The sequence below is a fragment of the Acinetobacter sp. AS5 genome (assembly GCF_048957595.1).
In the GTDB taxonomy this organism is placed as follows: Bacteria; Pseudomonadota; Gammaproteobacteria; order Pseudomonadales; family Moraxellaceae; genus Acinetobacter.
Genome location: NZ_JARDAL010000063.1, coordinates 1 through 15678 on the forward strand (window position 1 = coordinate 1; position 15678 = coordinate 15678).

Here is a 15678-nt window from a genome sequence, read left to right on the forward strand (position 1 = left end):
GAGAAGTAAATTTGGTTTGGCGATTAAATTTTACTTTCTCGCTATTTTTTTGAACAGAAAATGTCAACAGACCCTAAATATTTTTATTTAAATATTTCTTTAAAATAGATATTAACTGAATTTCAATCAACCTTTAACTCAATTAAAGGCCCTAACCTATTCACATTTTCTTGCATGAGAGCAATTTGATTGATGTGTATATGCCTATACAAATTTCTAATAGCTAAAGGCTGAACAGTATCAGTATAAAGATCATGACTTTTATGGATCTGTTCAAAAAATTTCGTAGTGTTATTGTCCACATGGTTTCGGTTGATTTCATTCCAGCATTCAGGAATTAATATCGACATTGTTCTACGTTTAAGGAAATGAGCAGCGATGTTCAACCCAAATGGATCAAAATCACCATAAAATGCAATTTCAGCATGTTCGGGAAGTTTGGCTAGTAATTCAAACACCTGACGTGCATTTTGACCCTGACCACGATATAAAAATAGACTGTCTTGCCATTTTTCAGGTAGCTGTTCATACCAATCAAACAGTCTCGTCAACATCGTTCCATTTTCAACAATAATCAGTTTTTCAATCTTATTGCAACACAACACATGGGCATGAACCGTGGGCACTAAGCCCTTATATCCAATCGTTACCTCTTCCTGTTTTAATGGCAATTTTGCATGCACCGATGCAAATACAAGTTGATCGCCGAATACAGAATATCCACCAGACTTTTCATCTTTCAAAAAGTTTAACAAATCCATACGATCAGATTCTAAATTCAGAGACTGTTCAGGAGCGACTTTAACCTGTTTTGCATAGATACAGCGCTCCAAATACTCCAGTTCTTTGGATGTAAGGTGAAGCTCCTTACCATGGACCGTTCCAATCTGATAATCCTGATGAACTTTTTGCCAGGTTTTATTGAATGCCATAGACCGCTTTTTTAATTGCAATGCCGTCTGAATTACCGATAGTTCACGTATACCAAATGTCACTCATGTTCTCCTATCAGGCAATCTGTTGCAATTTATCAGTTCGAGAAATGATGACATCAGATACACAACTATTTCCATCAAATATAGGATCTATAGTTTCGACAAATTCCATGTTCAATTTATCTTTGAATCGGTTTCTATAGTGGCTGGTTAAAGCGATCAGCCAAAAATCGATATCGCATCCTGGCATTAGCAGCTCATATGTTTCAACGCCACTCAATTGTTGATGTTTTCCCCCATCCACAAGCAATGCATCAAAGAAATTACTCGTAGCAATTTCTAAAGCAGTTAAAGGCTGTTCAACAACCTCACTCCCTTCTCTAACATCTGGCAGATTTTCTTGATTTTTATTCTGCTCTATCCGTTTTTCACGCTTGGCAAATACTTTTGAGCCAAGTTCACGTAGCATTTCCTGTTCTTCATCAGCATCCAGATCTGCATAGCTGATGAGTTCACTGCATGGCACATGATAAAAAACTTCTGACGCCGTCGCTTCATCAAACTCCAGGTTTAATGTAGATTTTCCTTTTAAAAAGCGGTGGAAAGCATCCACCATGTTGCTTTTTTTCTGCGAAGATAATTCTTGTTTCCAATCAAACAACTGCTTGTTTAATTTAGAAGCACTGTATTTCACCTCTTTACTACAGATAATGAATACGGGGATCAGCTTATTTACCACCAAACTTTCAAGATCTTTATCTGAAGCACCAAGCTCAAGCATTGCGTTGGTTGAAAGTGCGCCCATCACTTCAGTCAATGAACTTAAAATCCTGATGGTTTTTTCAATGCGTTGAATACGGACCTCAAGATTGTTAAACAATGCCAGGTCTTGAAGTGCTTGGGTGGAGAAATCATAGCAGCTCTCAAAAATAGTATTGGCTAATTCAACAATACCTTCACTAATTTCATCCTTATAAATTTCAGCATCTTCTACACTTTTGAGTTTGGTCGTTTCAAATTCACTGATATTGGCACGAATATCTGAAATAAGTTTATGAATCTGTTTAGAGCTGTCAGTAACCCTACGTTTTTTCTCATAATACGTTACGAATGAAATCACGTGGTTGTATAAGTTAAAGCCATTTTTTTCAGTGTTGAAATAGCCAAGTTCTGCTTTATTCAATACTTTGATTAAATACTCATTGTCATCAGTTACAGGCACAATTGCGTTGTTAAATACAATCGCATTACCGATATGCTCAATGTAGTTGTTGAGGGCTTTTGCCGCTTTGGCTGCTGGATATTCCAACTCACTCATATCAGCTCGCCCTGCTCCGGTTCAGGTATTTCATCGTAATTGATGCCATTAAAAGTACAAATGTATTCTAGCTCATCATAGAAAACAGACCACTTAGCTGTCGCAATATAAGTCGTGCCAGTGTTACCGGTTGGATGCAGATATTGATTGCTGACAAGGTATTGAAGCACAGAGCTAATCTGCTCTTTGGGTGAGGTGGATGCCTTACCTAATTTGATGACTAACTCTTTGAGTTGCGACATAATAAGTGGAGATCGTTCAACCTCAGTGATGAGTTCACCATAAGTCACCGTATCCCCACATTGCATGATACGGCTATTGTCTTTTATTGAACGACATAAGCGAAGCCAGTCATTCAAGGGCTCCATTTTCGACACAATTTCGCTGAACTGTTTTCTTAGAAGTTCACGGGTTGCTTTGTTCTTGCGACTTTCACTAAAGACACAGTAGAACCCATAATTATCTTTGGTACGGACGCACTTTTTTCCCATCCAATCGAGATAATTATTTATTTCCTCCAAGACCAGATCATCTTGGAGCTTGTGGTAGAGATCTTTGTGGACATGTTCATCAATAATTCCCCCAGAAATTAAAACATTTACAATGTCAGAAAAAATTGATTTAGCAATTTGCATAATAGGTCCCCACTAGGCTAAAAGCGGATTAGGTTTTTCGTTTTTCTGGGTTTTAAACTTGCGTATACCGAAGTTTCGGTCGATATCATTCTTATGCACAAAGCTTTCACTTAATTCACTGGATAAGTTCGGCTGAGCGCAGACCAGATAAATATTCTGCTTTTGCATCAACTCGAATAATCGCATTGTATTTTGTGAATCAAACTGGCCGATTTCATCGAGTGGTACATGGATGACTGTATTGATATCTGGACATAGTTTTCGTGTTAAAGCCGTAAAGATAATAATGACAATTAATCGTGATAAACCAGTACTACTGCCGGAAAGCAAATCAGAATCATTGTTCACATAAACCTTACGGTTATTTTCCTCATAGCTGATACGCAGTTTGACTAAAGAGCGGATATCGTCAGTCTGAACATTCGACTTTTCTAATGCTTTAACAGCTGATTCAAATGACCGTATTAGCTTCTCACTCGGTAGTATGAGCTGAGATGATTTCTGGATTGATTCTTCATCCAGATCTTTTTCAAAGCGATCTAACTGCTCATAGACATTGAGGCCATCAAGTACAGAAAGTAATTCAATCTGAATATTACCTAACGCTGTAAATGGATTGGTTGTATTGGTTTGCTCCGTAAGATCCTTAGATATCGCATTCAGCTTACGGCGGAATTTAGCCAAAGATTGCCCATAATTACGTAAATCATAAGCAGCCAGTTTAAAACTATTGATCGTGAGGTTTTCTTTAGTGGGAATATCCACCAACAGCATATTTTCGATTTCTTTCATACCGTAAAGATCATATGTGGTGGTGTTCACATTACCTAACAGCGCCATACGGTTTTCCCACTGCTTGTAGAGCTCGAAATCACTATTCTGGCGTAAAATACTTAGTACTGTATTGAGGGATTGTTTCAGCTCCTTGAGCTGTTCTTTCTGACGATTAAGATGATCCTCAGTATTCCGGTAAAACCATTCAAAACTAACCGGCTCAGCAACCTCAAGCTGTTCAATATGCGGAATACCTTCCAGTACTGAATTAATACGGTTTCTTAAAGAGGCTATCTTGGTATTTTCCTCTTCAACCTGCTGAAGATTGCTTTCAATAAGGTTAACTTCATGACGTGATTGTTCTTTAAGTTTTTCGGTTTTGACATTCAGTTTGTCAAAATTTTGTCGGAAAGCATAAATTTCTTGTTCGAGATTTCCGATTAAGGTGCAGATCCCCGTTTTACGAGAGTATTCCTGCTCGAACCAAATCTTGTACTGCATCAAGATGATTTCATAATCTTTCACGATATGACATTTATGGTTCAGTTGTTTTAGCTGATCCTGTGCCTTTTGATAAAGCGTAGTATCCAAACCTTTTTGCTGCAATTCACTATTACGTAAAGATTCAAGATCTATGAGTTTATTATCACATTTATGAATCACAGATTTAGATCTTTCATCCAACATTGCTTTACGTTCTAATTGTTCTTTAATTTTGAAATCATAACTCTGCTGAATTTGGTTTTTTTCATTGCCAAAACGATCATGAATCATTTGGCGTTCTACATTTACTTGTTGATTGAATAATTTTAATCGCTGACGAGCCTGATCACGTTGTCCTTCAGCTAATTTTCTCCGATCCATTACATTTGTTTGGATCTTTTGCTTATATTGCTCAAATATACGCTGGGTACTATCAAATGTTTCTCGGCATTGACGCAGCTCATTCTGTAATTTAATGAGGTTTAGCTCAAAATTCTGAACTGCTTTGGCAGCTGCAGCCACTGCTTTTTCAGTATGGCTGTATTTCTCTTTAGCCTCTTCCAAAATAGTGGTTGCCTTTGCAAGGCGCTGCTCCAATTCATTGAGTGATTCGGCTTCAACCGGAAGATCCAGCTTGGAAGTATCAAGATGAAGGCCATAGAAACTAACATGTCCGCTTTGTTGTTCTGAGTCCCAAGAAGGCTTCAACCCGGTATGCAAAAATAATTTAGGATTAATCAGTTTGGCAATGTTGTGTTTCCAATCGTCTTCAGGACATTGTTTCAGAAAGCTCAATAATGTATTTTTCTGATACAAGATATCTCTTAACTGATGTTCCGTTTGTGTAGATTTATCTAAATGGTGTTTAGCTGAATCAAAATCTACATTAGCTCGAGTGTGCTCGCTTTTTAGGCGTGATAAATCAGCGTTTGCTGTGTTGAGTTGCTGTTCCTTATTCCGTATCGCTTTTTGGTGAGTGTGTAGATTCAGCTGGTACTCTTCGATTTGCTGTTGCTCTTCCTGAGTATGATTAGATGCTTCAGCAATCAAATTGTTGCAGTGATCAACCTCATCTTCATAAAATTTGCGCTCATTCTGTTTGCTTTGCTCGAAAGCATTAAGCTCATTTTTTTCATCCAAAGCCAGTTGATCTACTGCATGAGACCTATCCTGTTGCAAATTGTGTATTAAATTAGAAACCTCATTCTTACGTTCATGAATAGCAGCTAAATCTCGGTCTTTTTCTTCCAAGGCATTATTTTTAAGTTTTTCAAATTTATGAACAATTTCTTTCTGGTTCTTCTCTAACTCATCCACATAACGGCGCGCATCTTCAGCTTCCTGCTTGTACTTAGCAAGATTACTGAATTCTTCCTGTTTTTTCAGAATGTCTGCATTTTTATATTTCTGCTCGTTTTCCTCTATTAAAGCTAAACTATGTTGTAAACCTTCCAACTCACCTTTCGCCCGTGATTCATTGGAGCTATTCGCAATAATCTCATTTTCAATCACCTTTAATCCAGCTTTGGCATGTTCAATAGCTTGGCTTCTCTGATAACGAAGCTGTGCGATTGTCGTATTATTAAACTCTAGTTTATTGAGTGCCTGACCTCGATAAGCCTCCAGCAAAGAGTAAGTCTGCATTAAAGCATGTCGCTGCTCGATCCCCAGTTGCAGTTTTGGCTTTTCCTTATCAAACTCCCGTAATGTCTGAACATCAGCAATGAGGCTGGAAGAATTCAGCGTATTTGAGCGCTGATTCATCATCTGCTCATTTTCTAAAAAAGCATCAACCAACATGAGCTTAAAGTTATCTAACAGGTTGGTTTTATTTAGGGTGATCTGGGTGGATGCCCCAATATGCTTTAATTCATGGCCTTTGCCGCTAAGAGAGAAAATAGAAGCAAGATCCCTGAGTTTGAAATCACGATTCAGACGTTTTTTATCGCTAGTTAGAACCGCTACATAATCCAGGCTATTGTCGATCTGTTTACTGACGTAATAACCTTTCATTTCAATTTCTTGCAACAGACTTTTTACCGTCTTGTGTTGCTTATGGAATTCGATAGAAGATTTTGAAAAAACAGTCTCAGATGCGCTGCCCTGAATAAAGCGATAGCATTGTTTATCCTGATTACGGTAAAAAACAGCACAGCAAAGTCCCATCGGTGTGTTGTATTCAAACACTATCATGCTACGCGCATGAGGGAGATAATAATCTGTAAAATTGAGTTTATTGGCAGAGCGATCCATTAATCTGTCTGGACGGGCCCCATAAAATATTGGGATTAAATTTAAGGTAGAGGTTTTTCCTGCACCATTTGCACCCGTTAAATTAGAATTCCCTTCACCTAATTCAATTTTTGTAGAATTATTTGGTAAGTATGAATCATAGAGATAAATATTTTTTAGGCCATTCAATTCATGCAAGTCATTCATTTAACGTTTTTCCCAGAAGGATTATTCAATATTGCTTAGGGCAATCTACCCTTTAATCTTATTCAAATGCCCAGTAAAAAAAATTCAAACCTAGCAATACATTTAGCCATATACATTATTAGGTAATCTTAGAAGATAGTATCAAAAAATGTAATAGTTTTAGGGACTAATGCTTGAGACAACCAATTTCCAAGCCAACAAACCTTACATTTTTTTTAGCATGAATTTGGAGGGTTACCTAAGGGAATCGTGTCAAAAAAAATGTAATATGCTGCGAGCTCAATTTCTTAAAGTCACAGATTCAAAAGTAAGTTTCCTCGCTAGCCAAAAACCTATTAAAGGCTCTAGCATCTTGAACTTTTATAATATTTTCAAATGTCTTAATAGGTTGATCAATTCCTTCTAATGCTTCAATTAAAGTTTCTTCAGTAACATCGATACTTTGCATTATAGAATTACCATAATGCCCTGTTGTTTTTAAATAAAAATCAACAAGTTTTTTTTCTATTAGTTGCGGTGTAATCATAATCAATTATCTGAAAGCTATTTTTAAAATGCTCATTTCATAAGCATTTTTCAGGATTAAATGTGCTCTTATTTACTCACCAACACATCATAAATAATATGTGCAAACTGCTTCATCTTCGCAGGATCACTCATCAGCTGTGTCATTTGCTCAGTATGTGCATCATTGCTATCCAATACGGCGTCATCAAGCGCCGTATCAAACTCACCGAGCATCGCCTGCTCACGGGTGTTATTTTGAATCTGCTTCATCATCCGCACGTTTTCAGACATCTTATCTGCCACGGTATGAACATAATTAATCATGTCTTTATCAGTCAGCTTATCCGTGATAAAGATCTCATTCACGCGGCTTAAGATCACCGACAGGAAGTCTTCCTTCTTGTCTTTCGCCTTGGCTGTACCCAAATCATTCCCAGGCTCCAATTTATGCTCAGTACTGTCTGCTTTAAGCTGAATATCTTGCTGACGTAACTTAGACAAGCGGTAATGGCTCATCGCCACATTGCTCAGATCAATCTCATCTTCATCCGTAGCTTGTTCACGCAGCATTGGGCGTAAGTTACGTGAAAAAAGACTGAGCTTCTCAAGTTCTTGATCGTCATATTCCACGATTTGAGACATAAACTCATAGAAACGGGTAAAACTGCCTAAATCCTTTTTAAAGATTTCCAGAGCATCACGGGCTTTCTTCGCTTCTGCAAACTCATTTTCCGCATTGGCAATTAGTACGGCGTCACCTGTCTGTTTACAGCGTTCTAAACGGTTCTTAGTGACATCATAATCATTCACGGCTGCCGTGTAACGATGTTGCCAGCGTTGCATCGCAGGCTTACAGATATTGGCAAGTGCCGCATTGGATTTGTTCTTGCTATAAAAAGCTTCTGTAAACTGCTCTACCTCAGTCATCAGGAACATACCTGCTGACTTCAACTTGTTGGCCAAATCGTACACCTGATCAGGATTGGACACATCTGCCAGTTCTGCCGTTTGGTAGTAAGGTTGGAAGGCATCCAGAATATCTTGCGGTTCATTAAAGAAATCCAGAACAAAGGTGCCAGTTTCTGCTTTACCCGGATAAGTACGATTCAAACGAGATAAGGTCTGTACGCATTCCACGCCACCCAATTTCTTATCGACATACATTGCACACAGCTTCGGCTGGTCAAAGCCGGTCTGGAACTTGTTTGCCACAATCATTACCTGAAAGTCATCGCTATCGAATGCCTTACGTATTTCACGACCTTTCAGGTTCGGGTTCATGTTACTTTCAGTGAATTTCTGCCCCAGTAAATGACTACTATCAGAATCGTTCTGGTTGAATTCTACCTCACCAGAGAATGCCACCATGGCTTGAATGTTGGCATACTTCTGTTCAGCAATGTATTTATCAAAGGCTTGTTTATAACGCACTGCTTCTTTACGAGAACTGGTCACCACCATGGCTTTGGCTTGTCCACCGAGTAAGCCCATAATATTTTTCTTAAAATGCTCAATGATGATATGCACTTTTTGCGAGATATTATGATCGTGTAAGCGTACCCACTGATTTAGCTTGGTCTTGGCTTTCTTGGCATCGACCTGAGCATCTTTTTCTTCGATCTTCTGCTTGAGCTTATAAATGACTTTATAGTTGGTGTAGTTTTTCAGTACATCCAGAATAAAGCCTTCTTCAATCGCTTGGCGCATCGAATAGACGTGATATGCCACAGGAATATTGGTTTTAGACGGCGGCATGCTTGGATCGGGCAAGCGTCCAAACAGTTGTAAGGTTTTATCCTTTGGTGTTGCGGTAAAGGCATAGAAGCTTAGGTTTGCACTACCCTTACGTGATGCCATCACGGCATCGAGTATATCTTCCGAAGAAAGCTGTTCATCTTCATCACGCTCTTCAATCATCAAAGTTTCTTTGAGCTGACGCGCCGTGGAACCGCTTTGGGATGAATGGGCTTCATCGGCAATCACGGCGTATTTACGTTCTTTTAAACTGGTGCTGTTTTCAATGGCACGTAGTACAAATGGGAAAGTCTGAATGGTCACGATAATAATCGGCTGAGCCATTTCCAAAGCTTTTGCCAGTTTCTCCGATTTGGAGCCATCGCCTTCCTTGTTGTTAATCCGTCCCACGACGCCATCTGCATGTTCAAACTGGTAGATGGTATCCTGAAGCTGTGCATCCAGAATGGTTCGGTCTGTCACCACAATCACCGAATCAAACATCTTTTTATTGTTGGCATCATACAGACTGGATACTTGATGCGCCGTCCATGCAATCGAGTTGGATTTACCTGAACCTGCACTGTGCTGAATCAGATATTTTTGTCCTGTGCCTTCAGCCAATGAATCTTTAACCAAGTTATTCACCACTTTCCATTGGTGATAACGGGGGAAGATCAGGCTTTCTTTTTTGTATTTGCGCCCTTCCCAGTCTTCCTTTTCTTCAATCTGTAAATGAATAAAGTTACCCAAAATATTCAGCAAGCTATCTGGGGTTAGGACTTCATTCCATAAATAGCCTGTGGCATATTCATTCACATCTTCAGGCACATCATTGCCTGCACCTTGATCTTTGGTGCCTTTGTTAAATGGTAGGAAGTAGGTGCTGTCACCACTCAAATGCGTCGCCATATAGACTTCATACTGACTGACGGCAAAATGCACCAATGCCCCACGCTTAAACATCAGCAAGGGTTCAGGCTTATTGGTTTCAGGGTCTTTGGGCAATCGGGTTTTTCGGTACTGTGTCATGGCATTTTGCACAGCCTGTTTAAACTCGGACTTGAGCTCCAGAGTTGCCACAGGAAAGCCGTTGATAAACAGTACCAGGTCAATCCGCCATTTTTTGGCTTGCTTGCCTGTTGCCTCTAATTCAGCTTTGGATGTGTATGGGCTATACACCAGTTCAGGCACGACACGGCAGATATTTTGCTGATAGCGCTGATTCAGTTCGGGGTTTAAACCATGTTCAGGTTTAAACTGACAGAATGAAAAGCGTGTGCCACGGGTCTTGATGCCATGACGGAGTATGCCCAATGTGCCATAACTGCGGGATTCAACATCGGTGGCATTGATATCGGCTTTTTTTAGCTGAGCCACGACGGTATCTAAAAAATGGCGTTCGGTATCATTGGGGAAGATGTTTTTAAATTTCTGCCACTCGACCTGTTGGGTCTTTTGGACAAAGTCGAGTACGTCTTGCTCATACAGGGCTTTTTCACGGTCGTAGCCTATACCTGAACCCACAAGCCAACCATGGCTTTGCATTTGCGCAATAATATCTTGCTGGAAGATGGTCTCTAAAGTTGCATCCGATCTCATTTTTCCCCGACCCTCTCAATACTCAAATTTCTTTATTACTGTTCTATCTGCAAAATAGGATGGCTTTGCCACTCTTCAGGGAAGCCCATCGCTGTTTTTGATATGTTGTGATGTGTCAAAAGCAGATCAATCAGACGTTTACGCCATGTATGTTGTGGGGCGATTTTGTCCATGAAATAGAGTAGAAATACCAGACTGTTATAAATTTTTCGATCTGCTGCGTTGGTATTTTCAAAATTGCATTGCACCCGAAGCCCCATCGGCTTACTGCGCGGCTTGGCAATGGTTTTGGTAAATTTGCGGTTCCATAGTCTTGAATGATGAGCACAGGTATTTCTTAAGTAGACAAAATGCTGCAATAAGCCTTCAAACTGTTTCTCATCGCAATCAAAATGACTGGCAATGGCTTTACGTGTCTGAATCGGTGCCAAGAGTTGATACCACTTGGACAATTGTCCAAAGCTCATCACTTCGCAGGTGGCCCAGATTGGTGGCAATTCAGGCTCATCATAGGTGCGTTTATAGTGTTCGATAAAGACTTCGTCTGCTCGGTCTACTTCACCTTCAAGTGATTCTAATAATTTGTGCCATCTAAAGGCGGGTTTAAAGTATTGCCCTTGCAGATAGGCGTGACAACCATGCCGATGTGCCAGTTCATAGGCAAAACGGGTACGAACGGCAACTTCCAGGCGTTCTATGGCATCCAGAATGAGTAACCTTAATTCACGATCAAATACATACAGCGCTAACACCTGTTCAAAACTGGTCTCTGGTTTAAAGCAATGTGGTGAATGGGTGTATTCAAACGGAAGCCAATAGGCACCTAAGCGATAATAATTGATTTGCTCTAGGTAAAATTGTGCATCTTGCTCATTGGCAAACTGCATGCCACGCGCTTTTAATAGCTCAATTTGTTCAGCAAAGGTTTTGGCAGGCTTATTGAAAGATTTCATAGATGGCTTACCCTGATTGTTATATTTTTTAGGGCTCCAGAAACAAGTAACCCGACAGTTTGAGGATGCAATTGCTTGCCTAGCCTTGTCGGGTGTTGTTGAGTATATAGTGAATCATTGCAATAATTTATGCAATGATTTTTTGTATCTGCTTGATTCCACAATTGTTTGAGGCAACTGAGAATATTCATAGGTTTAATTCCGTTTTAGCCTCATTGGGGTGTTGCCAGTTGCGTACGTCACAAATCGGCAGGGATAGCCGATTTGGACAACGATAAAAACGTGATAGTGTCATTTAGATACCCTCCGTTTGTTTTTTGTCGTTGCCCGAAGGGCGTGAGGCATGATGCCGAACGTCTATTTTACCTGTCACCGCAGATGAAATAAGGGCTGTACGGCGTTCTTGAAGTAAGATTTTTTGTGTTTCAGCTGAGTTAATCAGCTTCTCAAACTTGTTGGATTCATTAGTTAAATATTTAGCTATGTCTGCCTGTTCAACCAGTGGAGGAATAACAACATTCAACTCCTTTACTGTTTCAATAGAAACCTCACTAAAAGTACTACCTTGTTTACTCAGACCCCAATATTGATCTACTGCATTAGATTTAAAATACCAAACTAAAAAATCAGCACGTAGCAAATTATTGGGAACAATACGAGCAATACCTCTCGATAAATTGACACCTTTAAAACTCATAGGTACTACAAAAGCTGCCCCAATTGAAGCTCTGATTCCTAGAATAACCTCACCACCTTCTAATCTTGATCTTGGATAATTACTTTCAATAGATACAGATGTCTTTTGAAAATCTTCAAGCGCAAAAATGCCTTTAGAAATATTTGTGGTTTGAATAAATGGGACTCCTTCATCAAGAGGATCTCCCGGCTGGACAATCCCATAGGAAATAGAAGAGCCATATTTAATAAGCTGTTTTAATCTTGGAGTCAGCCAATGCTCAGGCACTTGCCCTAACCATTCCACACCTGAATCTTTCATTGCGACATTAGGATTTAAACCTTTGGTGACTGCATGGCTAATCACCGCTTGACGCTTTTCTTTAAGTATTTCAATCAGCTTTTCTTGTTTGGCAATTAAGCTATCAATTTTTGCGGTTTCATGGTCGAGGAAATTGGCGATTTTTACTTGTTCTGCATATTCAATACTTGGGATAGTAATATTCACCAAATCAGATGAATTAATAGCTGGATAGCTTACACCTACTGAACGAGCCACAACTTCTTTGATAAACCCTTTAGCCCTTAAACAATATGATGCGAAACTTTTATACAAGTATTGATTAGGACGAATAACAGCAAATCCTGTTGAAACGATTAGATTTTCAGGAGGATTGTTAATAGGTGCTATTGCTTCTAAATAGGTGCGAACTGTTGAAACAATCACATCACCATCTCTAACGATACGTCTAGCTCGTGACGGTGCATCCTTAAAAATCATTGTTTCAATTTTAGAAATACCATCAACTGCTGAAACACTACCAATATCAATATATTGAATCTCTGCATCTTTAGCTGTTGTTTCAGGTAAAACCTCATCATTGTAAGTGCATAAATATTTCAAAGGTTTTGAATCCCAATGGCGAGGAATTTCACCTAACCACTCAACACCCGAATCTTTATATTCAGCATATTTCTGATACTTTGCCATTAAGAATGAACCTCTTGCAGAAGTGCCATAATTTCACGGCTGATTGCATCCAAATCCGCATCAATCTCGCTTAAATCACGTGGTGGTTCATACACATAAAAATGACGGTTAAACGGAATCTCATAACCGACAATGCCAATTTCGCTATCTTGTGCATCACGCTTATCGGCATTAATCCATGCATCAGGTACATGCGGTTGCACCTCACGCTTAAAGTAAGACTCGATTAAATCGGTGGTGCTTTGGCTTGGATCAAGGGCAATGTTCTCGGCATCACGCAAATCACCATCTTGCACAAACTCAACCACTTTGCCTTTGTAGCTAAACTGACCATATAGCGGATTTTCTGCGCCTTTCACCACTTTATTGATGACAGGCTCAGCATCGGCATTCTTCCACGTGATCGCATCCAGGAATTGCTTCTTCTCTTTAGTTTCAAGTTTCACATTGGCATCTTTTAACGCTTGCTTGAGTACATCATCAAAAGCATTAAAGTCATCAAACTGCGCCGTACCCATCTTCGCTTGTAAACATTTCGCTTTGTTTAATAAGTTACGCTGTTCTAACCACAGTTTTGGTTCAAGTATGGTCTTGATATCTTTTTCTTTCAGCTCGCTAAATTCCGCTTTAATCAGCGCACGGATTTCCACGTCAAACTCATCAAGCTGACCATAGCTGTCTTCTGTCCACGTTGTAGCGTATTGCTCATACACTTTTTGCATCACCGCATTAAACGGCTTCGGTGCAAAACGTAACGATGCTACGGCGTCATCACTTACCTGAGCAGATAAACGCAATGGACGCTCAATGGTCACACGGCGGTAACCAAACTCGTAACTGTTAAAGATTTTACTAGAAAAGGTTTTAGCAACTTCATTTTTAGGATTAGCCGATTGACGACCACGATTAGATTTAACCTCTGCGGGTTTATCCAGTTCACGTGCATCCGTCACTTCAAAGTCACCATAACTGTGGGTAATCATCGCGATATCATCTTCGCTCATTTCATTACGTTTAGAGCCAAGAGACTTACGCATTTTGCTGTACAGGTTACTACCATCAATCAGCTGTACTTTGCCCTTACGTTGAGTCTCTTTTTTATTGCTGAGTACCCAAACATAGGTCGCAATACCGGTGTTATAGAACATATCGGTGGGTAGCGCGATAATCGCTTCCAACAAATCTGCTTCTAAAATATAACGGCGGATTTCACTTTCACCACTGCCCGCACTACCTGTAAACAACGGCGAACCATTCAAAATAATACCAATACGACTGCCTTGCGCCGTGCTGTCGTCTTTATTACGCATCTTGCTAATCAGATGCATCAGGAACAGCAATGAACCATCAGATACACGTGGCAAGCCTGCACCAAAACGACCTTCAAAGCCTTTTTGCTCATGCTCGTCTTTAATATCTGATTCGATCTTCTTCCAGTCCACCCCAAATGGCGGATTGGAAAGCATGTAGTCAAACTTCTCATAGGCCAACTGGTCATTGGACAGCGTATTACCCAGTTTGATATTACGCACGTCCTGACCTTTAATCAGCATGTCTGCTTTACAGATCGCATAAGACTCAGGGTTTAACTCCTGACCAAAAACGCGCATCACCGCATCTGGATTATGCTCATAGACATATTCCGAACCTGATGATAAAAATCCACCCGTACCCGCCGTAGGATCGTAAATGGTCCGAATAATACCGTCACCACTCAGCACATCATCATCCTTACTGAATACCAGACCTGTGGTTAAACGAACGATGTCACGTGGGGTAAAGTGTTCCCCTGCAGTTTCATTTGAACCTTCGGCAAAACGGCGGATCAGCTCTTCAAACACTAAGCCCATTTCATGGTTAGATATATTTTTTGGGCTGAGATCAATTTTAGGGTCTGAAAAATATTGAACGACTTTGTAAAGCAAGTTGGCATCATCCAGGAGACCAATAAATTCATCGAACTTGAAGTGTTCAAAGATTTCACGTGCATCTTTGGAGAAGTTTTGAATATAAGTATTGAGGTTTGAACGAATATCTTTTTGACCTAGGCTGCCTAAATCCAGCTCGGAGGTATTAAAAAATGACAGGCCATTGGTTGCCTTCAGCAGCATTTTTTCTTTGGCTTCTTCTGGCAGTGGCATGAGTTTCACTTTTTCATTGGCTGCCAATACATCTGCCTTACTGGCTTCAAGTACACACTCTAAACGGCGCAACAGCGTAAACGGTAAAATCACACGACCATATTGCGATTGTTTGAAGTCACCACGCAGGAGATCGGCAACCGACCAGATAAAAGCTGCTACTTGTGAAAAATTATTATTTGTCATTAAAAAATACCGCTAGCGCTCAGGCTATAAAACTTGAAATTTATAGTGATGATTGTGCCTGATTTACAACATGTTTTGCTAGAGATAGACTGTACAAAAGAATATTAATTAGTATGCCTATGAGTTTTTTAAGTATTATTGAAAATAAAGAAATTTTTAGCTTTATGCTCAATAATGAGCAATGGGACAGATTGAAGGTTGATATAAAATACACCGATCATTAAAAGTTTGGGTGGTGTTTCAAAAAGTATGCTGAAAAAAAGCAGGTTGGATTTTGATAAAATAGAGAAATGCGAATAACTCTA

The 15678-nt window shown here is 39.7% G+C and carries 9 protein-coding genes; all 9 read right to left on the minus strand.

The window, feature by feature from the left end:
* Positions 1-122 precede the first annotated feature (122 nt).
* Positions 123-995, minus strand: coding sequence for a DUF7281 domain-containing protein (locus PV763_RS15625; protein WP_114837862.1), 873 nt, complete (start codon positions 993-995; stop codon positions 123-125).
* Positions 996-1008: 13 nt separating this feature from the next.
* Positions 1009-2253, minus strand: coding sequence for a hypothetical protein (locus tag PV763_RS15630; RefSeq protein ID WP_104469926.1), 1245 nt, complete (start codon positions 2251-2253; stop codon positions 1009-1011).
* Positions 2250-2888: a hypothetical protein gene (locus tag PV763_RS15635; RefSeq protein ID WP_104469925.1), complete on the minus strand. Its 639-nt coding sequence runs from the start codon at positions 2886-2888 to the stop codon at positions 2250-2252. The genes PV763_RS15630 and PV763_RS15635 overlap by 4 nt, the downstream gene beginning before the upstream one ends.
* A gap of 12 nt (positions 2889-2900) precedes the next feature.
* Positions 2901-6584 (minus strand): ATP-binding protein, encoded by a 3684-nt coding sequence (locus PV763_RS15640; protein ID WP_279670225.1) that lies wholly within the window; start codon positions 6582-6584, stop codon positions 2901-2903.
* Positions 6585-6885: 301 nt separating this feature from the next.
* Positions 6886-7110: a hypothetical protein gene (locus tag PV763_RS15645; RefSeq protein WP_279670226.1), complete on the minus strand. Its 225-nt coding sequence runs from the start codon at positions 7108-7110 to the stop codon at positions 6886-6888.
* A 68-nt stretch (positions 7111-7178) separates the two neighbouring features.
* Complete coding sequence (locus PV763_RS15650) at positions 7179-10427, minus strand: type I restriction endonuclease subunit R (RefSeq protein ID WP_420938176.1); 3249 nt, start codon at positions 10425-10427, stop codon at positions 7179-7181.
* 35 nt (positions 10428-10462) lie between these two features.
* On the minus strand, positions 10463-11380 hold the full coding sequence (locus tag PV763_RS15655) for an Abi family protein (protein WP_420938177.1): 918 nt from the start codon (positions 11378-11380) through the stop codon (positions 10463-10465).
* A gap of 295 nt (positions 11381-11675) precedes the next feature.
* Positions 11676-13046: a restriction endonuclease subunit S gene (locus tag PV763_RS15660; RefSeq protein WP_420938178.1), complete on the minus strand. Its 1371-nt coding sequence runs from the start codon at positions 13044-13046 to the stop codon at positions 11676-11678.
* Complete coding sequence (locus PV763_RS15665; protein ID WP_420938179.1) at positions 13046-15373, minus strand: type I restriction-modification system subunit M; 2328 nt, start codon at positions 15371-15373, stop codon at positions 13046-13048. Before PV763_RS15665 ends, PV763_RS15660 begins: the two co-directional genes overlap by 1 nt.
* Positions 15374-15678: the final 305 nt, after the last annotated feature.